This is a genomic window from Streptomyces sp. NPDC091282, assembly GCF_044757385.1.
GTDB classification, from domain to species: Bacteria; Actinomycetota; Actinomycetes; order Streptomycetales; family Streptomycetaceae; genus Streptomyces; species Streptomyces gramineus.
In genome coordinates, this window is the sequence record NZ_JBIVUX010000002.1 from 1,192,415 (window position 1) to 1,219,027 (window position 26,613).

The 26,613-nt window shown below is 73.7% G+C and carries 22 protein-coding genes; 15 read left to right on the forward strand and 7 right to left on the reverse strand.

From position 1 onward, the window contains the following. Window positions 1-4 precede the first annotated feature (4 nt). From ACIQOE_RS12425 to ACIQOE_RS12455, 7 genes are all read left to right on the forward strand, one after another. Complete coding sequence (locus ACIQOE_RS12425; RefSeq protein ID WP_365562781.1) at window positions 5-865, forward strand: polysaccharide deacetylase family protein; 861 nt, start codon at window positions 5-7, stop codon at window positions 863-865. Window positions 866-883: 18 nt separating this feature from the next. After that, window positions 884-1,066, forward strand: a complete 183-nt coding sequence (locus ACIQOE_RS12430) for a hypothetical protein (protein WP_351325962.1) — start codon at window positions 884-886, stop codon at window positions 1,064-1,066. A 59-nt stretch (window positions 1,067-1,125) separates the two neighbouring features. Continuing rightward, window positions 1,126-1,818, forward strand: coding sequence for an aminoacyl-tRNA hydrolase (locus tag ACIQOE_RS12435; RefSeq protein ID WP_401411270.1), 693 nt, complete (start codon window positions 1,126-1,128; stop codon window positions 1,816-1,818). Window positions 1,819-2,043: 225 nt separating this feature from the next. Beyond that, window positions 2,044-3,315, forward strand: a complete 1,272-nt coding sequence (locus ACIQOE_RS12440; protein ID WP_362648070.1) for a DUF692 domain-containing protein — start codon at window positions 2,044-2,046, stop codon at window positions 3,313-3,315. 156 nt (window positions 3,316-3,471) lie between these two features. After that, complete coding sequence (locus ACIQOE_RS12445) at window positions 3,472-4,254, forward strand: DUF4142 domain-containing protein (protein ID WP_401411273.1); 783 nt, start codon at window positions 3,472-3,474, stop codon at window positions 4,252-4,254. A 96-nt stretch (window positions 4,255-4,350) separates the two neighbouring features. Next, complete coding sequence (locus ACIQOE_RS12450; protein WP_351325954.1) at window positions 4,351-5,130, forward strand: TIGR04222 domain-containing membrane protein; 780 nt, start codon at window positions 4,351-4,353, stop codon at window positions 5,128-5,130. Between the two features lie 155 nt (window positions 5,131-5,285). Further along, on the forward strand, window positions 5,286-6,926 hold the full coding sequence (locus ACIQOE_RS12455; protein WP_401411275.1) for an alpha/beta hydrolase: 1,641 nt from the start codon (window positions 5,286-5,288) through the stop codon (window positions 6,924-6,926). A 6-nt stretch (window positions 6,927-6,932) separates the two neighbouring features. Here the strand turns inward: ACIQOE_RS12455 and hemQ are convergent, their stop codons facing one another. Further along, entirely contained in the window at window positions 6,933-7,664 is a 732-nt protein-coding gene (gene hemQ / locus ACIQOE_RS12460) for a hydrogen peroxide-dependent heme synthase (protein WP_351942008.1), read from the reverse strand. 5 nt (window positions 7,665-7,669) lie between these two features. After that, the gene (hemG, locus tag ACIQOE_RS12465) at window positions 7,670-9,169 is read right to left on the reverse strand and encodes a protoporphyrinogen oxidase (RefSeq protein ID WP_401411277.1); all 1,500 of its coding nucleotides are present in this window, start codon (window positions 9,167-9,169) and stop codon (window positions 7,670-7,672) included. A 155-nt stretch (window positions 9,170-9,324) separates the two neighbouring features. Here hemG and ACIQOE_RS12470 point away from each other — a divergent pair, with 155 nt between their 5' ends. Continuing rightward, complete coding sequence (locus tag ACIQOE_RS12470) at window positions 9,325-10,209, forward strand: DUF4349 domain-containing protein (RefSeq protein ID WP_401411279.1); 885 nt, start codon at window positions 9,325-9,327, stop codon at window positions 10,207-10,209. 37 nt (window positions 10,210-10,246) lie between these two features. Further along, window positions 10,247-11,632 carry an FAD-dependent oxidoreductase gene (locus ACIQOE_RS12475; RefSeq protein ID WP_401411281.1) on the forward strand — a complete coding sequence of 462 codons (1,386 nt, stop codon included), beginning with the start codon at window positions 10,247-10,249 and terminating at the stop codon, window positions 11,630-11,632. Window positions 11,633-11,679: 47 nt separating this feature from the next. On the opposite strand, the gene ACIQOE_RS12480 is transcribed toward ACIQOE_RS12475, so the two are convergent. Further along, window positions 11,680-11,946 (reverse strand): hypothetical protein, encoded by a 267-nt coding sequence (locus ACIQOE_RS12480; RefSeq protein ID WP_390634488.1) that lies wholly within the window; start codon window positions 11,944-11,946, stop codon window positions 11,680-11,682. Between the two features lie 167 nt (window positions 11,947-12,113). Between ACIQOE_RS12480 and ACIQOE_RS12485 the strand changes: the two genes are divergently transcribed. Further along, complete coding sequence (locus tag ACIQOE_RS12485) at window positions 12,114-12,938, forward strand: rhomboid family intramembrane serine protease (RefSeq protein ID WP_401411283.1); 825 nt, start codon at window positions 12,114-12,116, stop codon at window positions 12,936-12,938. A gap of 15 nt (window positions 12,939-12,953) precedes the next feature. Here ACIQOE_RS12485 and ACIQOE_RS12490 read toward each other — a convergent pair whose 3' ends face one another. The 4 genes from ACIQOE_RS12490 to hemE form a co-directional block, all read right to left on the reverse strand. Beyond that, entirely contained in the window at window positions 12,954-14,246 is a 1,293-nt protein-coding gene (locus ACIQOE_RS12490) for a P-loop NTPase fold protein (protein WP_399011111.1), read from the reverse strand. Window positions 14,247-14,274: 28 nt separating this feature from the next. Continuing rightward, window positions 14,275-16,662, reverse strand: a complete 2,388-nt coding sequence (gene fxsT, locus ACIQOE_RS12495; RefSeq protein ID WP_401411285.1) for an FxSxx-COOH system tetratricopeptide repeat protein — start codon at window positions 16,660-16,662, stop codon at window positions 14,275-14,277. 6 nt (window positions 16,663-16,668) lie between these two features. Beyond that, complete coding sequence (locus ACIQOE_RS12500) at window positions 16,669-18,582, reverse strand: trypsin-like peptidase domain-containing protein (RefSeq protein ID WP_401411287.1); 1,914 nt, start codon at window positions 18,580-18,582, stop codon at window positions 16,669-16,671. 91 nt (window positions 18,583-18,673) lie between these two features. Then, on the reverse strand, window positions 18,674-19,741 hold the full coding sequence (gene hemE, locus ACIQOE_RS12505; protein ID WP_351325936.1) for a uroporphyrinogen decarboxylase: 1,068 nt from the start codon (window positions 19,739-19,741) through the stop codon (window positions 18,674-18,676). A gap of 120 nt (window positions 19,742-19,861) precedes the next feature. Here hemE and ACIQOE_RS12510 point away from each other — a divergent pair, with 120 nt between their 5' ends. The 5 genes from ACIQOE_RS12510 to ACIQOE_RS12530 all read left to right on the forward strand — a co-directional run bounded on the left by ACIQOE_RS12510 (window position 19,862) and on the right by ACIQOE_RS12530 (window position 26,612). Further along, on the forward strand, window positions 19,862-20,539 hold the full coding sequence (locus tag ACIQOE_RS12510) for a DUF3000 domain-containing protein (protein WP_351325935.1): 678 nt from the start codon (window positions 19,862-19,864) through the stop codon (window positions 20,537-20,539). A 304-nt stretch (window positions 20,540-20,843) separates the two neighbouring features. Further along, complete coding sequence (locus ACIQOE_RS12515; RefSeq protein WP_123973178.1) at window positions 20,844-21,506, forward strand: response regulator transcription factor; 663 nt, start codon at window positions 20,844-20,846, stop codon at window positions 21,504-21,506. Window positions 21,507-21,700: 194 nt separating this feature from the next. Further along, entirely contained in the window at window positions 21,701-22,981 is a 1,281-nt protein-coding gene (locus ACIQOE_RS12520) for a ribonuclease D (RefSeq protein WP_362649681.1), read from the forward strand. A gap of 287 nt (window positions 22,982-23,268) precedes the next feature. Continuing rightward, window positions 23,269-24,486, forward strand: a complete 1,218-nt coding sequence (locus ACIQOE_RS12525) for an acetyl-CoA C-acyltransferase (RefSeq protein WP_351325930.1) — start codon at window positions 23,269-23,271, stop codon at window positions 24,484-24,486. Then, window positions 24,483-26,612 carry a 3-hydroxyacyl-CoA dehydrogenase NAD-binding domain-containing protein gene (locus tag ACIQOE_RS12530; protein WP_401411291.1) on the forward strand — a complete coding sequence of 710 codons (2,130 nt, stop codon included), beginning with the start codon at window positions 24,483-24,485 and terminating at the stop codon, window positions 26,610-26,612. The genes ACIQOE_RS12525 and ACIQOE_RS12530 overlap by 4 nt, the downstream gene beginning before the upstream one ends. The last annotated feature ends 1 nt before the right edge of the window (window position 26,613 follow it).

Here is a 26,613-nt window from a genome sequence, read left to right on the forward strand (position 1 = left end):
TAGGGTGATCAGACCAGTACGCCGTCTTACCGCCCTGACCGTCGCCGGCGTCGCCCTCGGCGCCGCGCTCGCCGCCTGCGGCACCACCGCCCCGAGCCCGCACACCGCGCACACGAGCCCCGCACCCGCCCGCCCCGCACCCGCCGCGAAGCCGCCCACGCTCCCCGCGGGGCCGGGCGGTCTGGCCGCCGTCTTCTCCAACGGTCCGCGCACGGCGGGCAAGACCGTCGCGCTGACCTTCGACGCCGACATGACCGCCGACGAGGGGCCCCGCGCGGCCGCCGGCGAGCACTTCGACAACCCCGCGCTGATCGCGACCCTGCGCCGGCTGAAGGTGCCGGCCACGGTCTTCATGACCGGCCGCTGGGCCGACGAGTACCCGGACCAGGCCCGTTCCCTCGGCCACGATGCGCAGTTCGAGGTCGCCAACCACTCCTACAGCCACTACGCCTTCACCGGCGACTGCTACGGCCTGCCGACCGTCTCCGCCGCGAACATGAAGTCGGACGTGCAGCGTGCCTACGCCGCGCTGCTGCGGGCCGGCGTCCCGCATCCGATGCCGTACTTCCGCTTCCCCGGCGGCTGCTACGACGACCAGGCACGGCGCGCGGTCGGCTCGCTCGGGGTCACCGCGGTGCAGTGGGACGTGGTGAGCGGCGACGCGTTCGCGACCGACGCCGATGCCGTCACCCAGCAGGTGCTGGACGGGGTGAAGCCCGGCTCCGTGGTCGTCATGCACTGCACGCGCAGCGCCGCCCCGACCACCGAGGAGGTGGTCCGGCACGTCGTGCCGGAGCTGCGGCACCGGGGCTTCCGGTTCGTGAAGGTGTCCGAGCTGATCGGGCGGACGCCCGGTCATCGCTGACCGTTCTACGCTGGAGGCATGAGCGACGAGGGGTACTGCACGGCCGCCGGGGTGTCCGAGCCGCCCGGGACGGACGGTCCGCCGTTCGCCGAGTGCGTGCTGTGCCGGGAGCCGACCGAGTACCCGGAGTCGTACCGGGGCATCACGATGTGCCCGCGGTGCGAGTGGCAGGAGGCGCAGCGAAGCGCCTGCTCGGGGTGAGCGGCCGGACGGACCCGGCCGGTCCCCGGCTCCGCCGCACGGCCCCTTAGGGTGTCCGGGTGAGCGCTCCTTTCCAGGTCTCGGCGAACAGCCGGGACGACGCACCCCAGTTCGTCCTGCCCCTCGTCGTACGGATCGAGAAGGCCGCCCCGCCCGCCCGCACCGACGCCCTGGAGACCGCCGCCCGTGCCGTGCTGACGCTGCTCGGTGATCCGCGGGCGCTCGGCGACGGGGAGTGGGCGCAGACGGTCCGGGACTGGGAGGACGCCCGGATCCGCAAGGTCGTGCGGCGGGCCCGCGGGTCCGAGTGGCGGCGGGCCGCGGAGCTGCCCGGGATCACGCTGACCGGGAAGTCCGCCGAGGTGCGGGTGTTCCCGCCGGTGCCGCTCGACGGCTGGCCGAAGGAGCTGGCGAAGCTGCAGGTGTCCGGGACCGAGCTGGACGACCCGGAGCCGCCCGCCTCCGCCGACCGGACGCGGCCCGTGCTCTGGCTGAACCCGGAGCTGGAGATGTCCGCGGGCAAGGCGATGGCCCAGGCCGGGCACGGGGCCCAGCTCGCCTGGTGGGCGCTGCCGCAGGAGGAGCGCGAGGCCTGGCGCGAGGCCGGGTTCCCGCTCGCCGTGCGGACCGCCGGTGCGGCCGAGTGGCGCGAGCTGACGGACAGCGGGCTGCCGTTGGTGCGGGACGCCGGGTTCACCGAGATCGCGCCGGGCAGCTGCACCGTGGTCGCGGACCATCCCGCCCTCCGCTGACCAGTGCTTTTTTGAATTCCCTGACGAACTTTGCCGTCTGCTTGAACACCGCCGCCGTCGTGCCCGTACGTCCGGTCACCGGACCGGCGACACGGGCAGGCACGGGGCGTACAGCTCCCCGGAGCGCGGACACGAACCTCAAATGTTGCTCTGAAGCGGCAGGCAACGCGGTTCGCGGACGCGCTCCGGGGCCATACCCCCGTCAGTCGGAGGAGGGGGAGGACCATGGTCCTGGAGCGGCTGGGAACGGGCATCGGCTGGCGGCCGGAGATCGCGGACGCCGTGGAGCGCATGCCCGGCGTCGACTGGGTCGAGGTCGTGTCCGAGAACACCTGCCCCGGCCACCTCCCCGAGTCGCTGCGGCGGCTGCGCGAGCGCGGGGTGACGGTCGTACCGCACGGTGTCTCCCTGGGCCTCGGCGGCGCGGACCGGCCGGACGGGCACCGGCTCGCGGCGCTCGCCGAGCGGGCCGAGGCGCTGGGCTCCCCCCTGGTCACCGAGCACATCGCGTTCGTCCGCGCGGGCGGCCCGCTGACGGCCACACCGCTGCTGGAGGCCGGACACCTCCTCCCCGTGCCCCGCACCCGGGACGCGCTCGACGTCCTCTGCGAGAACGTGCGGATCGCCCAGGACGCGCTGCCCGTGCCGCTCGCCGTCGAGAACATCGCCGCGCTGATCGGCTGGCCGGGCGAGGAGATGACCGAGGGACAGTTCCTGTACGACCTGGTGGACCGCACCGGGGTCCGGCTGCTGATCGACGTGGCGAACCTGCACACCAACCGCGTCAACCGGGGCGAGGACCCGGCCGCAGCGCTCGCCGAACTCCCCGTCGAGGCCATCGCCTACGTCCATGTCGCGGGCGGCGTCGAACGGGACGGCGTCTGGCACGACAGCCACGCCCACCCGGTGCCCCCGGAGGTCCTGGAGGTGCTGAGCCACCTCGCGTCCCGGGTCACGCCACCGGGAGTGCTGCTGGAGCGGGACGAGAACTTCCCCGAACCGGCCGAACTGGAGCGGGAGCTGGCGGCGATCCGCGGGGCCGTGGCGGCCGGGGGCGGGGACCGCGGCGGCCGCTCCGCCCCCGCGGTGCGGCCCGCCGCGCCCGAGGTGGCCGACGCCACCCGGCAGCGCGTCGGTCTCGGCCAGGCCGCGGTGCTGTCCGCGCTGGTCGCGGGGACACCGGTGCCGGAGGGCTTCGACCGGGTGCGGATGGGCGTGCAGGCGCGGGCGCTGGCGTCGAAGCGGGCGGACGTGGTGGCGAAGGTGGCCCCGGAGCTGCCCGAGATCCTCGGGGACGGCTACCGGCCGGCGTTCCTGGCGTACGCGCAGGAGCAGCCGATGACCGGCGGCTACCGGCGCGACGCCCTGGACTTCGCGGGACGGCTGCTGCGCGAGGGCCGGGCGGGCGACAGGGTCTCCCGCCGGCGCCTGCGCACCTGGTGGCTGGACCGCGCGGGCGCGGCGCCCCGGCGCGGGGCACTGCTCCGACGGGGGTGAGGACGGCGCGCGCACCGCGGGACCCGACGCGCGGGGGTCCGCGCCCGGCGTCCGGGGGCGGACCCCGCCCCCCTCGGCCCGGGGCCGCGCTCCCCCGCCTCGGTAATATGCCAAGCCCGCACGGCGAAGCCTGAGCCGTGCGGCGCAGGAGGCATCATGCACGCACGTTACCGACCCCCTGTCCGAGGCCGGGGCATATTCACCGGCACCGGACTGCTCCTCACCTGTCTCGCGGCGACCCTCGCCGCCCTGGTCTTCCCGATCTGGTCGTACGCCGACCGCTCGGACCCGACCGGCTCGGTGAACGTGCTCAGCGACCGGACCGTGCCGACCCGCTACGGCCCGCTGTCCGCCCTCGACCGGGACTTCGTCGTCAAGGTGCGCCTCGCCGGGCTCTGGGAGCTGCCGGCCGGCGAGATGGCGGAGGAGAAGGGCACCACCCAGGCCGTCCGGGCCGCCGGACAGCACCTCGTGGACGGCCACACCACCCTGGACGCGCACGTGCGCAGCGTGGCCGGCATCCTCGGCCTGCCCATCCCCAACCAGCCCAACGACCAGCAGCAGCAGTGGCTCGCCACGCTGGCCGAGGCGCAGGGGCAGGACTTCGACCGGCAGTTCGCGAACATCCTGCGGCTGGCGCACGGCCGGGTCTTCTCGGTCGTCGCCCAGGTCCGGGCCGGTACCCAGAACATCCTGGTCCGCGGTCTCGCCGACGACGCCAACACCACCGTCCTGGACCACATCAAGATGCTGGAGGCCACCGGGTACGTCGACTTCGGCGCGCTGGCCGGGCAGTTGGCGGCCACGCCCGCGCCCGTCCCCTCGCCGCCGGTGTTCGCGCCGGGCGACGCGATCCCGGTCACGCCGTCCCCGCAGACGGCCTCCGCCTACCCGTTGCCGCCCGCCGCCTCCAGTCCCCCGCCGACCGGCACCCCTTGACCTGGGCGGCAAACGGAACGTCACGTACCCACAACACTCGGTCCGGAATGTGAACAGGGCATGGTGTTTCCCAGACCCCTGGCATAGAAACACGTCATGTTCTGGGTGCTTCTCCTGCTCCTGGCCTGGGCCGTCGCCGGCACCGCCTGCACACGGCTGTGCCTGGCCGCCGTCCGCGCGGCGGCCGTCGGCACCGACCCGGTCCGAGGCCGCGATCTGACGCTGTACGAGGCCGCGTTCCTGTCCGGCGGGCCCGCCCGGGTCGCCGACCTGACCCTGGTGTCCATGGCCCGCCAGCAGCGGCTGCTGCTCGCCCACACCGGCTGGGCGACCGTGGTGGACCCGCGTGCGCGGGACGAGATCGAGCGGTCGGTGATAGGCGCCATCGGACCCGAAGGACAGTCCCGGATAGCGCCGGTGCGGTCCGCCGCGGCCGACACGGACGCCGTGCGCAGCCTCGGCGAGGGGCTGGTGCGGGCGGGCCTCGCGGTGCCGGACGCGGCGGCGCGGACCACGGTCGCGGCGGGCGTGCGTCAGGTGCGGGCCGCCGCGCTCGCCGTGACCGGCCTGGCGGTGGCCGCCCTGACGCTGCCCGCCCCGGCCGGGATGACGCGCGATCTGATCGCCGTGTGGTTCGCGCTGCCGCTCACCCTGACCCTGAGCTGCCTGGGCATAGCCCGGGTCGAGGTGCACCCGTACGCGCGCTGGGCGTCCCCGGCCGGGCAGCGGCTGCTGGGCGGAGTGCGCCGGCGGGCCGGGCGGGCGGCCGACGACCACTCGTTCCTCGCCTCCGTCGCCGTCCGCGGCATCCGCGCGATCGGCGAACCGGAGCTGCGTGCGGCCTTCGCACACCGGGACCAGCTCCCGCGGGAGTGAGCGGGGGCGTACAGGGGCATTGGCGCCGACACCGGCCGATGGTGCTTGCCTTCGCCGCCGACCGATCGAAATATCCCTTTTATTGCTGCCGTGCAGTCGCTGCGGTGCCGTTGCTGCCGCGCCACGCAGCGACCGCACCGAAGGGATACCCCCACATGAGAGCACCCGTCCTGTATTCGGCAGCCGGGTCCCTGCTCCTGACCACCCTGGCCGCCGCCCCGGCCGGGAGCGCGCCGCGCGTCCCGGACACGGCGGCGGCCGAGCTGCGCGGTACCTCCGTGGCCGCCGCGCGAGCGCGCGCGGAGGGCATCGACTTCGGCAAGTGCGCCGCCTCGCTGGAGTACCCGAGTTCCTTCCAGTGCGGCACGCTGAGCGTCCCGCTGGACTACGCGTACCCGCAGGGCAAGCAGATCCGGCTGACCGTCAGCCGGGTGCGGGCCACCCACAAGGACCCGCACAACAGCAAGCGCAAGGTGCCGAGGCAAGGCTCCCTGGTCTACAACCCGGGCGGTCCCGGCGCCTCCGGCATGGACTTCCCGATGGTCGGCACGCTCCCCGAGTGGAAGCGCCTGGCCGCCGCCTACGACCTGGTCGGCTACGCCCCGCGGGGCGTGGACCGTTCGGCGCCGCTGTCCTGCGTGGACCCCAAGCGCTTCTTCAAGGCGCCCTCCCCGTCGCCGGCGCATCCCTCGGCCGCGTACAAGAAGGCGCGGGTCGCGGAGGCGAAGGCGTACGCGCGCGGCTGCCTCAAGCGGTCCGGGTCGAAGCTGAGGTACTACACCTCGCTCAACAACGCCCGGGACCTGGACGTGCTGCGCGCCGCGCTCGGCGAGAACCGGCTGACCTTCATGGGCGCCTCCTACGGCACCTACTTCGGCGCGTTGTACGCCACCCTGTTCCCCTCGCACGTACGGCGGATGGTGCTGGACTCGGCGGTCGACCCGGACCCGGCGCAGATCTGGTACCGCGCCAACCTCGACCAGTCGGCCGCCTTCGAGGGCCGCTGGGCGGACTACCGGGAGTGGATCGCCCGGCACGACGACGTCTACGGGCTCGGCGACACGGCGGCGAAGGTGCAGGCGAGTTACGACCGGGCGAGCAAGCGGCTGGCCAAGAAGGCGGCCGGCGGGAAGGTCGGCCCGGCGCAGCTGCAGGGCGCGTTCCTGACGGCCGGGTACTACGACGACTTCTGGCCGAGCCGCGCGGAGGCGCTGTCGAAGTTCCTGAAGGGCGACGCGAAGCCGCTGGTCCGGCTGGCGGCGCCGACGCAGGCGACGGCCGCCGCCGCGGAGAACGGCAACGCGGTGTACACGGCCGTCGAGTGCAACGACGCGGCCTGGCCGACGGACTTCGCGACCTGGGACCGGGACAACACCCGGCTGGCGCGGGTGGCGCCGTTCGAGACCTGGGACAACGCGTTCATGAACCTGCCGTGCGCCTACTGGCCGGTGCCCCGGCAGAAGGCCCTGGACGTGCGCACCGGTCCCGGTGAACTGCCGCCGACGCTGATCCTGCAGGCCGAGCGGGACGCGGCCACGCCGTACGCGGGCGCGCTGGAGCTGAACCGGCGGCTGGCCGACTCGGTGCTGGTGACCGAGCGGGACGCGGGCACCCACGGCATCGGCGGCGGCCCCAACAAGTGCGTCAACGGCTACCTGGAGGCCTACCTGCTGGAGGGCCGGCTCCCGGAGCGGCGGGCGTCCTGCGCGGCGCACCCGGAGCCGAAGCCGGCCGGCCGTGCCCGGCAGTCCAAGAAGCTGCGGGACTCCCTGAAGGGGCAGGCCGGCCGGCGCTGAGCGTCGTCAGGCGAGGCCCGCGACCAGCTCCGCGACGTCCTTGCGGCGGCCCGTGTAGAACGGGACCTCCTCGCGGACGTGCATGCGGGCCTCGGAGGCGCGCAGGTGGCGCATGAGGTCGACGATGCGGTACAGCTCGTCGGCCTCGAAGGCCAGGATCCACTCGTAGTCGCCGAGCGAGAACGAGGCGACCGTGTTGGCGCGCACGTCCGGGTAGCCGCGGGCCATCTTGCCGTGGTCGGCGAGCATCCGGCGGCGGTCCTCGTCGGGCAGCAGGTACCAGTCGTAGGAGCGCACGAACGGATACACGCTGACGTAGTTGCGCGGCGTCTCGTCGGCGAGGAAGGCCGGGATGTGCGAGCGGTTGAACTCGGCGGGGCGGTGCAGCGCCATGTTCGACCAGACCGGCGCGAGGGCGCGGCCCAGCTTCGTGCGGCGGAAGAGGTTGTACGCCTCCTGGAGCTGGTCGCTGTCCTCGGCGTGCCACCAGATCATCAGGTCGGCGTCGGCGCGCAGACCGGAGACGTCGTAGGTGCCGCGCACGGTCACGTCCTTGGCCGCGAGCTGGTCGAACAGCTCCTGGACCTCGTCCGCGTAGCCCGTGCGGTCCTCGGGCAGCACGTCCTTCAGCTTGAAGACCGACCACAGGGTGTAGCGGATGACCTCGTTGAGGTCCTTGGCCAGCTTGCCCTTGTTCGGGATCCGCTCGGCGGCGGTGGTGGGGGCGTCGTCACTCATGGTCCTCATTCTCCCGCTCCGCCGTGCAGGCTCTGCACCGGGTGGGCGGTCAGCTCCCGGACCGCCGTCAGGTCGCCGCCCAGCTGGTCGACGGCCGCGTACGCGCTCGCGACGCAGGCGGGGATGCCCACGCCGTCGTACGGGGCGCCGCAGACCGCGAGGCCGGGGACGGCGGCGACGTGCGCGCGGACCCGGGCCACGCGCGCGTGGTGGCCGACGGGGTACTGGGGCAGGCCGTCGGTCCAGCGGGTGACCCGGGCGGCGAGGGGGTCGGCGTCCAGGCCGGTGGCCTCGCGCAGGTCGTGCCGGGAGACGCCGACGAGGTCGTCGTCGGCGCGCCCCAGCACCTCGGTCTCGCCGTACCGCCCGACCGAGGTGCGCAGGACGACGACGTCCGGGTCCTCCTCCGCGATCCAGCCCCACTTCTGGGAGGCGAAGGTCGCGGCCTTGATGGTCCGGCCGTCCACCGGCGGCACCAGGAACCCGCTGCCCTCGGGCAGGGCGAGGCCGGCCCGGCGGTAGGCGAGGGTGATCAGGGCCATCGAGGCGTACTCGACGGCCGCCAGTTCGGCGGCGGCCGCGGGTGCCTCGGCGCGCAGCAGGCGGGCGGCGACGGGAGCCGGGACGGCGACGATCACGGCGTCCGCGTACCGCACCCGGTCGCCGGCGACGATCCGCCAGCCGGTGCGCGGTCCGCCGGCCGGCGAGCCGTCGCGGCCGGGATCCCGCGTCGGGTCCGGTGCCACCCGGCGCAGTTCGGTCACCGGCGTCCCGGTGACAATCTCGCCGCCGCGCGCCCGCACCGAGGCGGCCACCGCGAGCGGCAGGGTGCCGACGCCGCCCTCGATGCCGGTGAACACCGGTCCCGTCTGCCGGGCCGCGGCCGCCTTGGCCTGGATGTCGCGGACGGCCTCGGTCAGCGAGTCGTGCGTCCGGGCCGCCTGGTAGAGCTGCGGGACCGCCGAGCGCATCGAGATGCGGTAGGCGTCGCCCGCGTAGACCCCGCCGAGCAGCGGCTCGACCAGCCGGTCCACGACCTCCCGGCCCAGCCGCCCGGCCACGTACTCGCCCACCGCGACGTCGTCGCCGACCTCGGTGCGGGGCAGTTCGGCGTCGCGCCCGATCCGGGCGAGCCCTTCCTCGGACAGCACGCCGGACAGCGCGGCGGCGGTGCCGGGGACGCCCATGACGTGGCCCTTGGGCATGGGACGCAGGGCGCCCCGGGTCCAGATCGACGCCGTGGCGGTGGACGGCGGCCGCAGCCGGTCGCCGAGACCCGCATCGCGGGCCAGGGCGACGGCCTCGGGACGGCGGGCCAGCATCGACTCGGCGCCCAGGTCGACCCGGACGCCCGCGATCTCGCCGGGCAGCAGCTTGCCGCCGACCCGGTCGGCGGCCTCCAGCACCGTCACGCGCACGCCGCGCTCCAGCAGCCGGTGGGCCGCGGCGAGCCCCGCGATCCCGGCCCCGACGACGACGACCTGGCCCGTGTCCGTTGCGCTCATGGCCCCACTCTCTCAAACCCGGGCCCGCGCTCCCGGCCCGGCCCGGTGACCGGCGCGCGTCCTGGCCGTGACCGCATCGGGACCCGCGCGCGCCAACGTCCCGCACCGCCCCGGCGTCGAAGGAGCGTCATCCGTCACCACCCCCGGGGGGAACCATGCGCCATCCCGTACGACCCGTCCTGGCCGGCCTGCTGGTGGCCGCCGCCCTCGCCCTCACCGGCTGCGGCGCGGGCGGCGGTTCCGGCGGCTCCGCGAGCGACTCCGGTGCCAAGGCCGCCGTGGGCGGTACCGCCCGGGAGGCGGCGGGCCCGGGCGGGGACACGGCCGGCGGCGGCCGGGGCACCGGGCGCGCGCCCGCGCTCACGGCGAACCGGATCATCCGCACCGCCTCCCTGACGGTGCAGGTCAAGGACGTGCCCCGGGCTCTCGACGAGGCCCGCGACACGGCCGAGAGCGCCGGCGGATACGTCGGCGACGAGACGACCCGCCGGGACTCCGGGGGCCACGAGCGCACCAGGGTGGTCCTGCGGGTGCCCACCGAGCGGTACGACGAGGTGCTCGCGCGCCTCCAGGGCGCGGGCAGGCTCCTCGACCGCACCGCGAAGGCCCAGGACGTCACCGACCAGGTGGTGGACGTCGACAGCCGGGTCGCGTCGCAGCGGGCCAGCGTGGCCAGGGTCCGCGAGCTGATGGACCGGGCCGCCAGGCTCAGTGACGTGGTGGCCCTGGAAGGGGAGTTGAGCAGCCGGGAGGCCGACCTGGAGGCGCTGCTCGCCCGGCAGGCGTCCCTGAAGGACCGCACCGCCATGGCCACCGTCACCCTGTCGCTCACCCGGACGCCGGCGGTGCGGGCCGCGCACGACGACTCGCCCGGATTCACGGACGCGCTGGCGGGCGGCTGGCACGCCTTCGTCACCGTGCTGCGCTGGATCGCGCTGGCGCTGGGCGCGGCCCTGCCGTTCGCGGCGCTCGCGGCCCTGGTCGCGGTCCTGTGGTGGCGGATCGTGCGCCGGCGCCGCACGCCCGGCGGGGAGACCTGAGCGGGACCGGGATTCCCTCGCCCCGTAGCGTGTTCGCATGGACATGAGCGGTGGACGGGAACGGCTGGTGGTGATCGGCGGGGACGCGGCGGGCATGTCCGCGGCGTCCCAGGCACGCCGGCTGCGGGGACCGGACGAGTTGGAGATCACGGCCTTCGAACGCGGCCGTTTCAGCTCCTACTCGGCGTGCGGGATCCCCTACTGGGTCGGCGGCGACGTGGCGGAACGCGACGAACTGATCGCCCGCTCGCCCGAGGAGCACCGGGCACGCGGCATCGACCTGCGCATGGGCACCGAGGTCACCCGGATCGACGTGGCCGGGAAGCGGGTGCGGGCGCGTGACCTCGCCTCCGGCGCCGAGTCCTGGACGCCGTACGACAAACTCGTCATCGGGACCGGCGCCCGCCCGATCCGCCCCGACATGCCGGGCGCGGACGCGCCCGGGGTGCACGGCGTGCAGACGCTGGACGACGGCCAGGCGCTGCTGGACACGCTGGCCGGCACGCGTGGCCGCCGGGCGGTGGTGGTCGGCGCCGGCTACATCGGCGTCGAGATGGCCGAGGCGATGATCAACCGCGGTTACGAGGTGACGGTCGTCAACCGCGGCAGCGAGCCGATGTCCACGCTCGACCCGGACATGGGCCGCCTGGTGCACGCGGCGATGGAGGGCCTCGGCATCACCATGGTCAACGACGCCGAGGTCACCAAGGTGCTCACCGGACCGGACGGCGGTGTCCGGGCGGTGGCCACCGAGGACGGCGAGTACCCGGCGGACGTGGTGATCCTTGGCATCGGCGTCCGCCCGGAGACGAGCCTGGCGCAGGCGGCCGGTCTGCCCGTCGGCGCGCACGGCGGCCTGCTCACCGACCTGGCGATGCGGGTCCGCGGCCACGAGGACATCTGGGCGGCCGGCGACTGCGTGGAGGTCCTGAACCTGGTCTCGGGACAGGAGCAGTACGTCCCGCTGGGCACCCACGCCAACAAGCACGGCCAGGTCGTCGGCACCAACGTGGGCGGCGGCTACGCCACGTTCCCCGGAGTCGTCGGCACGGCGGTGAGCAAGGTGTGCGACCTGGAGATCGCCCGCACCGGGCTGCGCGAGAAGGACGCGCTGCGGGTGGGTCTGCGGTTCGAGACGGTCACCATCGAGTCCACGAGCCGCGCCGGGTACTACCCCGGCGCGAGCGGGATGACGGTCAAGATGCTCGCGGAACGCCGCACGGGACGCCTCCTGGGCGTCCAGATCGTGGGGCGGGAGGGCGCCGGCAAGCGGGTCGACATCGCGGCGGTGGCGCTGACGGCGAACATGACGGTGGAACAGATGACGGCCCTGGACCTGGGCTACGCGCCGCCGTTCTCACCGGTGTGGGACCCGGTGCTGGTGGCGGCGCGGAAGGCGGTGGCCAAGGTGAACGCCCGGTAGGGGGCGCGGGGGCGCGGCCGTCGTGCGGCCGCACCCCGCGGCGTGCCTCAGGCCGTCCCGCTGATCCTCGGCAGCGACGTGACGCCGGCCCCTCCCGGCGCGGGCGTGGCGGCGGGCTGCTCGGCCCCCGTACGCGCGTGCGCCGCGGCCGGCCGGGTCGAGCGCAGCCGGTTGCTCACCGCCTCGTCCAGCGTCACCGGCCGCTGCATCTGCGCCGCCAGCCGGCCCGCCTCCTGACCGAGCCGCGCCACGTCCTCCCACGGCAGCCGTACGACGAGGGAGATCTCCGCCTCGCCGTCCGGCATGGCCTGCATGGGAGGGAACCCCTGAGAAGCAACCCGCTCGTTCATCGCCTGGTCCTCACGTCGCCGGAATCATCACCTGAAGCTCATCGGTCGCAGGGACATACGCGCCCGCGCGCGCCGACGTTCACCGGGGCGCTCGGCGCTTCGGGCGCCCCCGCCCTGGGCACTAGTGAGCTGTGGTCATCCCCGTCCATGACGTCAACCCGGTGCGGCGCACGCCGTACGTGACGTACGCGCTCATCGCCGCGAACGTCCTGGTCTTCCTGTTCATGCCCGGCATAGCCGGTTCCGTGGCCGGCAGCAGCGACCTGGCGCAGCTGTGCCATCTGCAGGCGTTCACGGACCACTACGCGGCGGTCCCGCGGGAGCTGATCCACCATCAGATGCCGTCCCTGGTCCCGACCGGCGCCGTGGGCATCGGCGGGCACGGTCCCGGCTGCGTGGTCGCGCCGCCCTCCTACGACAAGTCGCCGGCGCTGTCGGTCCTCACGGCGATGTTCCTGCACGGCAGCTGGCTGCACCTGCTCGGCAACATGCTGTTCCTGCTGATCTTCGGCAACAACGTCGAGGACCGGATGGGCCACGTCCGGTACGTCCTCTTCTACGTCGTCTGCGGCTACGCGGCCTCCTACGGCTTCGCGCTCCTCAACGACGCCTCGGGGGACCCGCTGATCGGCGCGTCCGGCGCGATCGCCGGGGTCCTCGGCGCCTATCTCGTCCTCTACCCGAGGGCCAGGGTCTGGGTACTGGTCCCGTTCCTGGTCTTCCTGCCGCTGCGGCTGCCGGCCTGGCTGGTGCTGGGCTTCTGGTTCGTGCTCCAGGCCGTGTACTCGTCCGGCGAGGGTGTCTCCGACGCGGGCACGGTGGCGTACGCGGCCCACATCGTCGGCTTCCTCGTGGGCATGCTCCTCGCCTGGCCGCTCAAGCCGGGCACGCCTCCGCCGCCGGAGCCGCGCGGCCTGCTGTTCGGCAGGCGGGCCCGGCCCCGGCACGGCTGGTGAGGACGGGCCGGGGGCTCAGTAGTCGTCCCTGGAGGGGAGGTAGACGGGGCCGGCCGCGGTCCGCAGAGTGCTGATCATCGAGCGGACCGTGGCGTCGGAGGGCGCCTGCAGGGCCCCGTCGCCGCCCGCGGCGATCAGTCCCTCCAGGGCCCGGTCGGCGCGGAAGGGCACCAGTTCGTCGGACAGGTCGCTCAGGTACCGGTCCCGCTCGCGGGAGTCGGCCGCGTTGCGCATCCGCCGGAAGTGCGCCGCCAGGGTGTCCCAGGAGCTGGGCTCGGCCGCCAGGACGTGGAAGAACTCCCGGTGGCGGCTGCGGATCACCAGGAGCGCGGCCAGCTGGAGGTGGAAGACCCGGCTCGGCACGGTGCCGCCGGCCCGGGCGATGCTCACCTCCATCGCCATGTTGAAGACGTTCACGAACCGCTTCAGCCGCCGCGGGTTCGCGCCCAGGCCCCGCTGGAGCAGCCGCCAGAACGCGGGGCCGTCGACCTGCGGGTGGACCCACGGCGCGAGGGTGTCGCGCAGGGTCTCGAAGCCGACGTCCGGGAGGAAGAACGGCAGCTGGACGATCTTGTCCAGGTAGGCGAGCCCGGACACCACCTCGGCGGGCGCGTTCCTGAAGGCGTCGCCGAACTTGTTGGTGGCGACCGCGGCCAGCACGTCCAGGTCCAGGGCGAGGACGAACACGCACTGGGACTCGCCGAGGAAGAGCTTGAGCGACTCCAGCACGGTCATCGCCGAGTCCGGGGTGCAGCGGTCCAGGTCGTCGACGAAGACCACCAGCCGTCCGCCGGGCCCCACGAACTCCTCCACGGCGTCGCGGAAGTCGTTCTCGAAGCGGTTGACCTGGCGGTACTGCTCGGCGTCTCCCCGTGACAGCTCGGTGAGCAGGGCGTCCACGTCACCGCTCTTGATCACCCCGCCGGTGGCGGCCGAGGCGGCCGTACCGAGTCCGGCACGCACCGAGAGCCAGGTGGCGGCCTTGGCGAGCCGCAGGGCCTTCTCCTTCAGGCCCTCCTCGTTCTCCATCTCGGCCAGGATGGTGTGCAGCAGTGCCGCCCACACCTCGACCTTGCGGTCGTACTTCCACGGGTTGAACCAGATGGTGCGCACCTGGCGCTCCGTCAGCCGCCCTTGCCACAGGCGCAGGAAGCTGGACTTCCCGGTGCCCCAGGAGCCGAAGACGCCCACGGTGAGCGGCAGCGGCGACGCCAGTTCCACGGAGCCGTGCAGCACGTCCACGTAGGGCGCGAAGCCGAAGGCGTCGTCGGCGAAGTCGGAGATGGGGTTGTCGGTCAGCGGGCGCAAGGCGGCTCCTTCGGTCGTACCCGGCGGTTCAGGGGTCCTGGGGCGGTGTGCCGGCGTGGGCGCGGAGGACGGCGGCGACCGGGTCGGCGGCGGCGAGGCGGTGACTCCAGGAGTCGAGCGCGACCCGGGCGCGCGCGCCGGCGATCCTGGTGTCGCCGACCGCCGCGTGGTGTTCCACCACGGCGAGGACCAGGCCGCCGGTGGCCTCGGGGCCCGCGTCCAGCGCCGCGGCCAGGGACAGACGGCGGGCGATCTCGGCCATCCGGTCGCGGCCTGCGGGAGTGCCGGGATCGGCGGGCAGCGCCGCGGAGAGCAGACGGAGCGCGGCCTCCTCCGCCGCCAGCAGCTCGTTGCGCGTCATCACCACGCCGCGCATGACGGTGAGCAGGGCGGGGTGCACCTCGACCGTCCGGGCCTGCGCCTCGAAGACGGCCAGGTCCTCCTCGGCCAGCCGCATCAGGGCCAGATGCTGGGTCACCGCGTCGTGCAGCACGTCGCCGCTGCCGGGGGCGGGCGCCGATTCGGCCGCGGCGGCCAGCAGGTCGTAGGGGACGGGACCGGTGCCAAGGCAGCTGAGCACCCTCAGCAGCTCGACGGCGGACGCGTCCGCGTCGGCCAGCTCCGCGACGGCCCGTTTCCAGACGACGGCGACCTTGACGTCGTAGTCGGGGAGGCCATTGAGCAGCAGCCGGGCGCAGAGCTGGTCGAAGTCGGTGAGGTGCTTGGCCACGTCGAGGCGCCGGTTGGCCAGCGAACGGCCCAGGTGGACCAGGAGCGGCGGCAGGTCCCCGGCGCGCTCGGCGACGGCGTCCCCGTCGTCGTCGGTGAGCCAGGGCGCCCGGGCACGCAGCAGGACGAGGCTCTCCTCGCGGGTCAGCGGGCCCACGCGCAGCGGATGCGCCGTCTGCTCGGCCCAGCTGACATGGCGGCTGGTGATCAGGATGTGGCCGGCGCCGAGCGGCAGCAGGGGGACGAGGTCGGCCGGCGGACCGGCGTTGTCCAGGACGAGCAGCCAGCCGCGGTCGGCCGGGCCGGAGCGCAGCCGCTCCAGGACACCGGCCACCGGCACCAGGCCGTCGGGTCCCCGCGGGACACCGAGTTCGGCGCCGAGTCCGGCGAGTGACTGGGCGAGGCTCCGGGCGTCCCGGGCCTGGCCCCACCAGACGAAGTCGTACGCGCCGCGGTGGCGGTGCAGGTACTCCAGCGCGGTCTGGGTCTTGCCGACGCCGACGATGCCGTACAGCACGCACAGGCCGTCGGAGCGGAGCAGGGCCGTGCGGACGTCGCCGAGCAGTGTCCCGCGGCCGACGAACCGGGTGTTGCGGGTGGGCGGTTCCGAGCCGACGCGCGGCGCGGGCCGGGTGCGGCGGGCGGGTTCCGCGGGCCGGGCGGGCACGTCGTACGGGGCGGGCGACGGGAGCCGGCGCGTGTTGCGGGCCCAGGCGGCGGGCGGCAGCAGCCTCACGGCCAGATACAGGGAGCGGCGTGCCTCGGACTGGGTCAGCCGGCCGAAGAGCGGTTCCACCACCTCGTCGAGCAGGACGAACGCGCTCCGCCCGTCGGCGTCCCGGTCACGGTCGGGGGCACGTACCAGCAGCCCGCTGTGGAAGACCTCCGGGAGGGCTTCGTCGTCGTCCGGCAGCAGACCGCGCTGGACGGCATGCAGCAGGTCGAGGGTGACGAGCGGTGCGGCGGACAGGAGAGCGGCAAGCCGTACGGGCGCGGGACCGGCGACCTCCTCGAGGGTGCGGACGAGGTCGGCCGGATCGGCCGCGGGGACGCGGAGGGCGAAGCCGTCCCAGGCGTCGGGGCCCGGCGGGACGGGTATCCCCTCGCCCTGGTACCAGTCGTCGGCGGGCGCCGCCACGTGGCGCGCCCAGGCCTCGATGGACCGGCCGTCCTCCAGGCCCAGTACGGGAACGGCGCTTTGGGCGCGGATGCCGGCCGCCGTCTCCAGACTGTCCGGCTGGAGACCGCAGGTGACCCAGGCGGTGGGGGTGGCGGGGCGGGAGGCCCGCCACCGGAACGGTGCGAGCGGCACGCCCACCCGGTGCCGCAGCGACCGGGACAGCGGCTGGAGCACCGCGGTCACGCCGGTCCGGCTCCACAGGTCGAGCAGCGCGACCGCCCGCCCGTCCTGCCAGGCGTCCGCCACGCAGTCGCTGACCAGGAGCACGACCTCGCCGCCCGGCAGGGGTGAGCCGGTGTCCAGGGCCGGCAGCTCGCCCGGTGCGGAGGTGTCCACCTCGCTCACCCGTACGTCCGCGAAGGGTGCCCGGCCCAGCGTCTCCCCGAGGTCGGTGAGGGTCCGGGTCCACAGCTGCATCGAGGGCGCCCGGTCGAGCACCAGGTTCAGGGTGAGCTGCGGTGCGCTCTGGAAGGGGCGCATCGCGCGGAGCAGCGTGCTCGGGTCCACCGGCCGTCACCCGCTGTCGGGGGAGACGAGCGGTTCGTCCTTCGACAGCGGCCGCTCCGGGTCGGCGTAGAGCAGGGTCACCCGGTCGCCGGTGAGGGCGTGGCGGAGCCGCCAGGCCCGGACCGCCTCCGGCATCTCCTCCAGTGCCACCTCGCCCGCCAGCGCCGCAAGCGCCTCCTCCGCCGCCGGTGAGGTCCCACGCGACCGGATCAGCACCGGTACCCCTTGCAGAAGGCAGGCGGCGACCGCGTCCCCGGCGGACCGGAACGTCAGTCCGGCGGAGTCCAGCAGCAGGACCCGGCCGTCGACGCCGTCCACCCAGCGCGGCGCCCGCTCCTCGGGAAGGGTCTCCTTGAGCCGCCGCCACCGCGCGTGCCAGCTGCGGTGCAGGTCGGCACGGTCCTCCAGTTCGGCGGCCCGTACGACGACGGGGCGGCGGGCGCCGAGCGGACCCGCCGCGTCACCGACGTCGGTGTCCAGCTCGTCGACGGGAAGATCCAGCAGCCGGTACGGCAGCACGAACTCGACCTGTCCGGCCGGGCCCGCGCCGGCGGCCGCCCCCTCCGTCTCGTACGTGCGCAGCGCTCCCGCGATGGCGGGCATCAGCTCCTGGTAGGGGACCCGGTCGTCGGCCAGCAGCATCGTGGTGCCTTCCGCCGCGCGGACCGTCGCCGTGACCCCGTACGTGTCCGCGTCCCACAGGAGCGTGTCCACCCTGATGGCGAGGACCGGCTGCTCGGTCGGCGGCCGGGCCGGCCGTGCCATCCCGAGCCGGGTCGCGACCGACCGCCGCCAGGTGTCCAGGCCGGCGCCGGTCTCCCCCGCCACCGAGGCGGCGAGATGCGAGACGAACTCCAGCAGGGCGGGTGACCGGCCGGGCGGGGCACCGCGGTTCTCCAGGTCGCGGGCCCGCTCCAGCAGGCCGACGCCGCCGGGCACGTCGGTCCGTGCGAGCAGCCCCTGCAGGGTCCGGCGTTCGTCGGCGAGCAGCAGCGACGGTGCCGCGACCTTGTCCACCAGGGTCTCGAACGCCTCGACCTCCGAGCTGCCCGAGTCGAACACCCGCAGGGTCTCGACGAGCAGTCGCAGGTCCTCCGGGCGGCGCGCGAACTGCCGTACCAGTTGCAGTGCCCTGAGCCGGGCCGTGGCGCCCGAGACCAGGGCGACCCCGGGGACCTCGTGCTGGAGTTCCCGCGCGAGCAGGTCGAACGCCGGCAGGTCCCGGAGCACGGGTACGGCGAGCAGGGCCTCCACCAGTTCGCCGAGTTCGCGCAAGGTGATGGCCGCGTCCGGCCGGCGTTCCGTGCCCGGTGCGGGCGGGCTCGGGACCAGCCGCTCGACGACGGCGGCCAGCGGCAGGAAGTAGCCGGCGTGACGTGCGCGGCCGGTGGCCCGCAGGGCGGTGAGGAGGCCGACGACGGCGCCCTCGTCGTCGACCACGGGGCTGCCGCTGCCGCTCGGCCGCGGCGGCGTACCTTCGAAGGCCAGCAGGCCCCAGCCGTCGGGTTCGCCGGATCCGGGCAGCGCCTGGACGACGGCGGGCAGGTCGCCGTCCGGGGTGATCACCCGGACCCGGCCGCCGCTCCTGGCTCTGTCGACCGTGGCGGAGGACAGGAACCGGGCGTCCAGGCTCAGTATCGCGAAGTCGCCGGAGAGGTCGCGCAGCGGCACCCAGCCTCCGGGCATCACCTGCGCGGGGACGGCCTCGTCGGTACCGCGGCGCACCACCCGCAGCGGGCCGCGCGGGCCGTTCTCGCTGTGCCGGTCGACGCCCAGCGCGTCGGTCACCACATGGGCGCAGGTCAGCACCAGCCCCCGGGCGAACAGGAAGCCGGACCCGGCGGGGCGGCCGTCGCCGTCCAGGACACGGACCGGCCAGGGCTCATGACTGTCCGGCTCCCCCGTCGGCTCCCCCGCCACCGTGCCCCCTCCCCCGTCCGCGAAGATTATGCGGCCGGGTGCGGGGGCACGTCACCGGAACGGCCGCAACAGGGCGGCCGGAATGGTTTTCCTAGCGGGCCGTGCGGTTGTGGACGTAGTCGACCAGGCGGGTCAGTGCGTCCGGGTCGGTGGACGGCATGACGCCGTGGCCGAGGTTGAAGACGTGGCCTTCGAGGCCGGCGGCCGCGTCGAGCACCTCGCGCGCCTTGGTCTCCACCGCGTCCTTGCCGGCGAACAGGACGGTCGGGTCGATGTTGCCCTGGAGGGCCTTGCCGGGGCCGACGCGGCGGGCGGCCTCGTCCAGCGGGACGCGCCAGTCGACGCCGACGACGTCCGCGCCGGCCTCGCCCATCAGGTTCAGCAGTTCGCCGGTGCCGACGCCGAAGTGGATGCGCGGGACGCCGTATCCGGCGACGGCGTCGAAGACCTTGGCGGAGGCGGGGAGCACCGAGCGGCGGTAGTCGGCGGGGGACAGCGCGCCGGCCCAGGAGTCGAAGAGCTGGACGGCCGAGGCGCCGGCCTCGATCTGCACCTTCAGGAACGCGGCCGTGATGCCGGCGAGGCGGTCGAGCAGGTCGGCCCAGAGCTCGGGGTCGCCGAACATCATGGCCTTGGCGTTCTCGTAGGTGCGCGAGGGGCCGCCCTCGACGAGATAGCTCGCGAGGGTGAACGGGGCGCCGGCGAAGCCGATCAGCGGGGTCGCGCCGAGCTCCCGGGTGAGCATGCCGATGGCCTCGGTGACGTAGGAGACGTCCTCCGGGGTCAGGTCACGGAGCTGGGCGAGGTCGGCGCGGGTGCGGATCGGGCGGGCGACGACCGGGCCGACGCCGGGCTTGATGTCGAGGTCGACACCGATGGCCTTGAGCGGGACGACGATGTCGCTGAAGTAGATGGCCGCGTCCACGTTGTGCCGGCGCACGGGCTGGAGCGTGATCTCGGTGACCAGCTCGGGGCGCATGCAGGACTCCAGCATGGGGATGCCCTCGCGCACCTTGCGGTACTCCGGCAGCGAGCGCCCGGCCTGCCGCATGAACCACACGGGGGTGTGCGGCACGGGTTCACGCCTGCACGCCTTGAGGAAGGCACTGTCGTACGTCGCTGTCGGCTGCTGGCCCGCGGGGCTCCCGTTCGCACTCACGACGGCAAGTCTCGCACGCCCCCGCACCCGGTGCGGCCACGGCCCGGACGGGGCCCCGGGTGGGGCCTTAGGTGGTGTCTCTCCCTGCGCGAAGGCGTCGTTCCCCTTACTCTTCCCCGCATGGCTGCGGCTCAGGGACGACTGTCGGACGGCGCTGGCGGAACGGGCGAGGGGAAGGGTACCGAGGGGGGCGAAGGACATACGGGGACGGCGGCGCCACCGGCCTTCCGGGCCGCGGTCGACGCGCTGCGCGGCGCCCGGCTGCGGCCGCAGGTCGAGGTGGAGCCGACGCCCGCGCCGCAGCGTCTGGCCCCGTTCGCGTACGCCCTGGAGGCGGCGGTCGTCGACGGCGAGCAGGATCTCGCCGACGGCCGGCTGGTCCTGCTGCACGACCCGGCCGGGCACGACGCCTGGCGCGGTACGTTCCGGCTGGTGACGCTGGTGCGCGCGGAGCTGGAACCGGAGATGGCGGCCGATCCGCTGCTCCCGGACGTCTGCTGGTCCTGGCTCACCGGGGCCCTGCAGACGCGCGGTCTGTCGTACGGGGAGCCGAGCGGGACCGTCACGCGGGCCAGTTCGCACTACTTCGGCGGGCTGTCGGAGCGGCCCGCGGCCTCGCAGATCGAGATCCGGGCCTCCTGGACGCCGCGGGAGGGCCGCGCCGGGGTGCCGGACACCGCGGCGCACCTCGCCTCCTGGTGCGACCTGCTGGCGCAGGTGGCGGGGCTGCCGCCGGCCGGGCCCGGCGACGCCTCGGTGGTCACCCTGCCGCAGCGCCGCGACCCGCAGGCACGCTAGCGGCCGCCCCGGCGGGGCCCGTCCGCCCGGGCCTCGTCCGTTCGGGTCATCGGCGACTCACCCTTCATTGACCATCTCTTTGTCGATACGGCCACTTTCTGTCCTGTACGGCAACAGGCCGAACCGATTCGATCTTCGGATGATCGATCGCGTGTCCGAATTGCACGGATTGTTGCTCACTAAATCGTGATCATTCTCTAAAGGCGGACGGGTTTGATGCCGAAGACGACTGTGACCTTGAAAGCACGGTTCGTCCCGGCTTCTTCCCCACAAGCCGGCCCCGTCCCCCCACCCAGGAGGCCTGGTGTCCGTTCTCCTAGAGCAGCCCGCAAGCCTGGTCGCCTACCGCCCGAACAAGCCCACCGCCATGGTGGTCGTGGCCGACCCGCGCGTCCGTTCCACCGTCACCCGCCACCTGTGGGCGCTGGGTGTGCGCGACGTCATCGAGGCCTCGTCCATCGCGGAGGCTCGTCCCCGCATCGGCAACCCCCGCGACATCTGCGTCGCCGACGTCCACCTGCCCGACGGCTCCGGCCTGACCCTCCTGTCCGAGACCCGTGCCGCGGGCTGGCCCAACGGCCTGGCCCTGTCCGCGGCCGACGACATCGGCGCCGTGCGCAACGCCCTGGCCGGCGGCGTCAAGGGCTACGTCGTCACCGGCACCCGCACCAACATCGGGCTCCCCACCCGGCCCGGTGCCGCCCCCATCGGTTCCGCCGCCGCCCGTATGCACCGCCGCCCCCCGGGTGCCCCGAGCCACCCGGGCGGCTACCGCGAGCTCTCCGGCCGTGAGGTCGAGGTGCTCCGGCTGGTCGCGGAGGGCCAGTCGAACAAGGCGATCGGCGTCTCGATGGGACTGTCCGCCCTCACCGTCAAGAGCCACCTCGCCCGGATCGCCCGCAAGCTGGGCACGGGCGACCGTGCCGGGATGGTCGCCGTCGCCCTGCGCACCGGCATCATCCACTGACCCGCCGTTCACCCCGCCCTCCATCGTTCAGCGACGTGAACCGGATCGGCCGCTGTTCCGCGGTCGCGCCCCGGACGGCGTCCCCCGTTCGTGGACCTGAGAATTCACCGAGCTGACTGGTTTACGACCCCCCGGCGCCCGTCGACGGAACGTTCCGTCGACGGGCGCCGTCCACACACGGATACCCTTGACATGTGACCGACGCCCAAGACACCGCAGCAGACAGTTCACTGCGCACCACCGGGGGTACTCCCCCGGACGACGCCGGGTCTTCTGCGACGGAGGCGCCGACCCCCCTGCTCGAACCGCGTGAGGGCATTCCGCCCGTGGTCACGGACGAGGACGCGCTCGCCCGCGTGGTCGCCGCGTTCGCGGCCGGTTCCGGGCCGGTGGCCGTCGACGCCGAACGCGCGTCCGGCTACCGCTACGGCCAGCGCGCCTACCTGGTCCAGCTGCGCCGCGCCGGCGCCGGGACCGCGCTCATCGACCCCGTCGCCTGCCCCGACCTGTCCGGCCTCGGCGAGGCCCTGTCCGGCGTCGAATGGGTGCTGCACGCCGCCACCCAGGACCTGCCCTGCCTGCGCGAGATAGGCATGGTGCCCAGCAGCCTGTTCGACACCGAACTGGCCGGGCGGCTCGCCGGGTTCCCGCGGGTCGGGCTCGGCGCGATGGTGGAGGGCGTCCTCGGCTTCGTCCTGGAGAAGGGCCACTCCGCAGTCGACTGGTCCACCCGCCCGCTGCCCGAGCCCTGGCTGCGGTACGCGGCGCTCGACGTCGAACTGCTCGTCGACCTCAGGGACGCCCTGGAGAAGGAGCTGGACCGGCAGGGGAAGCTGGAGTGGGCCCGGCAGGAGTTCGACGCGATCGCCTCCGCGCCGCCGGCCGAGCCGAGGAAGGACCCCTGGCGCCGGACGTCCGGCATGCACAAGGTGCGGCGGCGCCGGCAGCTGGGCGTGGTGCGGGAGCTGTGGCAGACGCGGGACAGGATCGCGCAGAAGCGGGACGTGTCGCCCGGCAAGGTGCTCGGTGACGCGGCGATCGTGGAGGCCGCGCTGGCACTGCCGGCGAACGCGCACGCCCTCGCGGCGCTGACCGGCTTCGGGCACCGGATGGGACGCCGGCAGCTGGAGCAGTGGCAGGCCGCGGTCGACCGGGCCAAGGCGCTGCCGGACTCCGCGCTGCCGCTTCCCGGGCAGCCGGTGACGGGTCCGCCGCCGCCGCGCGCGTGGGCCGACAAGGATCCGGCGGCGGCCGCCCGGCTGTCCGCCGCACGGGCCGCGGTGTCGGCGCTCGCCGAGCAGCTCACCATGCCCCAGGAGAACCTGATCACCCCGGACACCGTGCGCAGGCTGTGCTGGGAGCCGCCCAAGGTGGTCGACGCCGAGACGGTGGGCGCGGCTCTGGCGGGATACGGCGCCCGGCCGTGGCAGGTGGAGCAGGTCACGGCGGCGCTGGTCACGGCGCTGACCGCGTAACCGGTCCGCGGGCGGCGGGGCGTCGAGATCACGCCAAGGTTCCGGGACGGCACACGGAGGAAACCGAAGCGGGGCGGCCGACGGCACACGCCGTCGGCGGCCCGGCCGGCGACGGTGTGTGCCGTCGGCCGGCGGTCTCCCGTCCGCGCGGGGCACCGCCGGCGTGTGACCTTCGCCGCTTGGCCCGTCAGGGGTGGGCAGCTACGTTACTCATAAGTAGCATGGGGCCTGAGCGCGCGCTCAGCGCATGCAGCAGTGCCATCCCGCACCCTGGAGGAGAGCCAATCGTGCCTCGTACCGTCAGGGATGTCGTCTTCGTCGACGGCGTCCGTACCCCGTTCGGCAAGGCGGGCCCGAAGGGCATCTACCACGAGACCCGCGCCGACGACCTCGTCGTGAAGGCGATCCGGGAGCTGCTGCGCCGCAACCCCGGGCTGGACACCAAGAAGATCGACGAGGTCGCCATCGCCGCGACCACCCAGATCGGTGACCAGGGCCTGACCATCGGCCGTACCGCGGGCATCCTCGCGGGCCTGCCGACCTCCGTGCCCGGCTACTCGATCGACCGCATGTGCGCCGGCGCCCTGACCGCCGTCACCACGGTCGCCGGTTCCGTCGCCTTCGGCGCGTACGACGTGGCCATCGCCGGCGGCGTCGAGCACATGGGCCGCCACCCGATGGGCGAGGGCGTCGACCCGAACCCGCGGTTCGTCAGCGAGAAGCTGGTCGACGAGTCGGCGCTGTTCATGGGCATGACCGCCGAGAACCTGCACGACCGCTACCCGCAGATCACCAAGGAGCGCACCGACGAGTACGCGGTCCGCTCCCAGGAGAAGGCCGCCAAGGCGTACGCCGACGGCAAGATCCAGGCCGACCTGGTGCCGATCTCGGTGCGCCGGACCAACCCCGAGGGCGGCGAGACCGGCTGGGGCCTGGTCACCGCCGACGAGCCGATGCGCCCGGGGACCACCCTGGAGAACCTGGCCGGTCTCAAGACGCCGTTCCGCGTGCACGGCCGGGTCACCGCGGGCAACGCCGCCGGTCTCAACGACGGCGCCACCGCCTCGCTGATCGCGAGCGAGGACTTCGCCCGCGAGAACAACCTGCCGGTCAAGATGCGGCTCGTGGCGTACTCCTTCGCCGGTGTGGAGCCCGAGGTCATGGGCTACGGCCCGATCCCGGCCACCGAGAAGGCGCTCGCCCAGGCCGGGCTGAGCATCTCCGACATCGGTCTGTTCGAGATCAACGAGGCCTTCGCCGTGCAGGTGCTGGCCTTCCTGGAGCACTACGGCATCGCCGACGACGACGAGCGCGTCAACCAGTACGGCGGCGCCATCGCCTTCGGTCACCCGCTGGCCTCCTCCGGCGTGCGTCTGATGACGCAGCTGGCCCGCCAGTTCGAGGAGCAGCCGCACGTCCGCTACGGCCTGACCACCATGTGCGTCGGCTTCGGCATGGGCGCGACGGTCATCTGGGAGAACCCGCACTTCGAGGGGGACAAGTGAGCACCACCGCCGAGCTTCTGAAGCAGGCTTCGGACCTGTTCCCCGACGAGGTCGTCACGTCGGCGCACGTACGCCACTTCGACCTGCCGTCCGGGGCCGGCCGCTTCGCGCTGATCACCCTGGACAACGGCCTGGACCACACCAAGCCGACCACCTTCGGCCCGGCGTCGCTGGCGAACCTCAACGCCGCGATCGACCAGGTGGAGAAGGAGGCGGCCGACGGCGCGATCGTCGGTGTGGGCGTCACCGGCAAGCCGTTCATCTTCGCGGTCGGCGCCGACCTCAAGGGCGTCGAGCTGCTGAAGAACCACGAGGACGCGCTCGCCATCGGCAAGGGCGGCCACGAGGTCTTCAAGCGCCTCGCGGGCCTGGCCGTGCCGACCTTCGCCTACTACAACGGTGCCGCCATGGGCGGTGGCGTCGAGGTCGGTCTGCACTGCACGTACCGGACCGTCTCCAAGGCCATCCCGGCGTTCTCGCTGCCCGAGGTCTTCCTCGGCCTGGTCCCGGGCTGGGGCGGCTGCGCGCTGCTGCCGAACCTGATCGGCGCCGACAAGGCCGTCTCGGTCATCATCGAGAACAGCCTGAACCAGAACAAGCAGCTCAAGGGGCAGCAGGTCTTCGACCTCGGCATCGCCGACGCCCTGTTCGAGGGTGCCGACTTCCTGGAGCAGTCGCTGATCTGGACCGCCCAGGTCCTCAAGGGCGACGTCGAGGTCGAGCGTCCGGTGATCGACCGCGGCGAGGCCTGGGACCAGGCCGTGGCCAAGGGCCGTTTCATCGCGGACTCCAAGGTGCACGGCGCCGCTCCGGCCGCCTACCGCGCCCTGGACATCATCGCGGCCGCCAAGAACGGCGACCTCCAGCAGGGCTACGACGCCGAGGACAAGGCGCTCGCCGACCTGATCATGGGCGGTGAACTGCGCGCCGGCATCTACGCGTTCAACCTGGTGCAGAAGCGCGGCAAGCGTCCGGCGGGCGCGCCGGACAAGAACCTGGCGCGTCCGGTCACCAAGGTCGGTGTCGTCGGCGCCGGTCTGATGGCCTCCCAGCTCGCGCTGCTCTTCCTGCGCCGCCTGGAGGTGCCGGTCGTGCTGACCGACATCGACCAGGAGCGCGTCGACAAGGGTGTGGGCTACGTCCACGCCGAGATCGACAAGCTGCTCGGCAAGGGCCGCGTCAACCAGGACAAGGCCAACCGCCTCAAGGCCCTGGTCACCGGTGTGCTGGACAAGGCCGAGGGCTTCTCCGACGCCGACTTCATCATCGAGGCGGTCTTCGAGGAGATCGGCGTCAAGCAGCAGGTGTTCGCGGAGGTCGAGGCGGTCGCCCCGGCGCACGCGATCCTCGCCACCAACACCTCCTCGCTGTCGGTGTCCGAGATGGCGTCGAAGCTCAAGAACCCCGAGCGGGTCGTGGGCTTCCACTTCTTCAACCCGGTCGCGATCCTCCCGCTCCTGGAGATCGTGCGCGGCGAGCAGACCGACGACGCCTCCCTGGCGACCGCGTTCGCCGTCGCCAAGAAGCTGAAGAAGACCGCGGTGCTGGTGAAGGACGCCCCGGCGTTCGTCGTCAACCGCATCCTCACCCGCTTCATGGGCGAGATCCAGAACGTCATCGACGAGGGCACCCCGGTCGAGGTCGCGGAGAAGGCGGTCGAGCCGCTCGGCCTGCCGATGTCCCCGCTGGTGCTCCTGGAGCTGGTCGGTCCCGCCATCGGCCTGCACGTCTCGGAGACCCTGAACCGGGCCTTCCCGGACCGCTTCACGGTCTCCCCGAACCTCGCGGCCGTCGTCAAGGCGGGCAAGCGCGGCTTCTACGTGTACGACAGCGGGAAGCCGGAGCTGGACCCGGAGGTCGCCGCGCTGCTGAAGCAGGGCGACACCGTTCTCAGCGAGGAGCAGGTCCGTGACCGCGTCCTGGACGCCGTCGCCCAGGAGATCGGGCTGATGCTCGACGAGGGTGTCGTCGCCGAGGCGCAGGACATCGACCTGTGCCTGATCACGGGTGCCGGATGGCCCTTCCACCTGGGCGGCCTCACGCCGTACCTGGACCGCGAGGGTGTCTCCGAGCGCGTGAACGGCAAGAAGTTCCTGGCGCCCGGCGTGGCGTCGGTCCCGGCGTAAC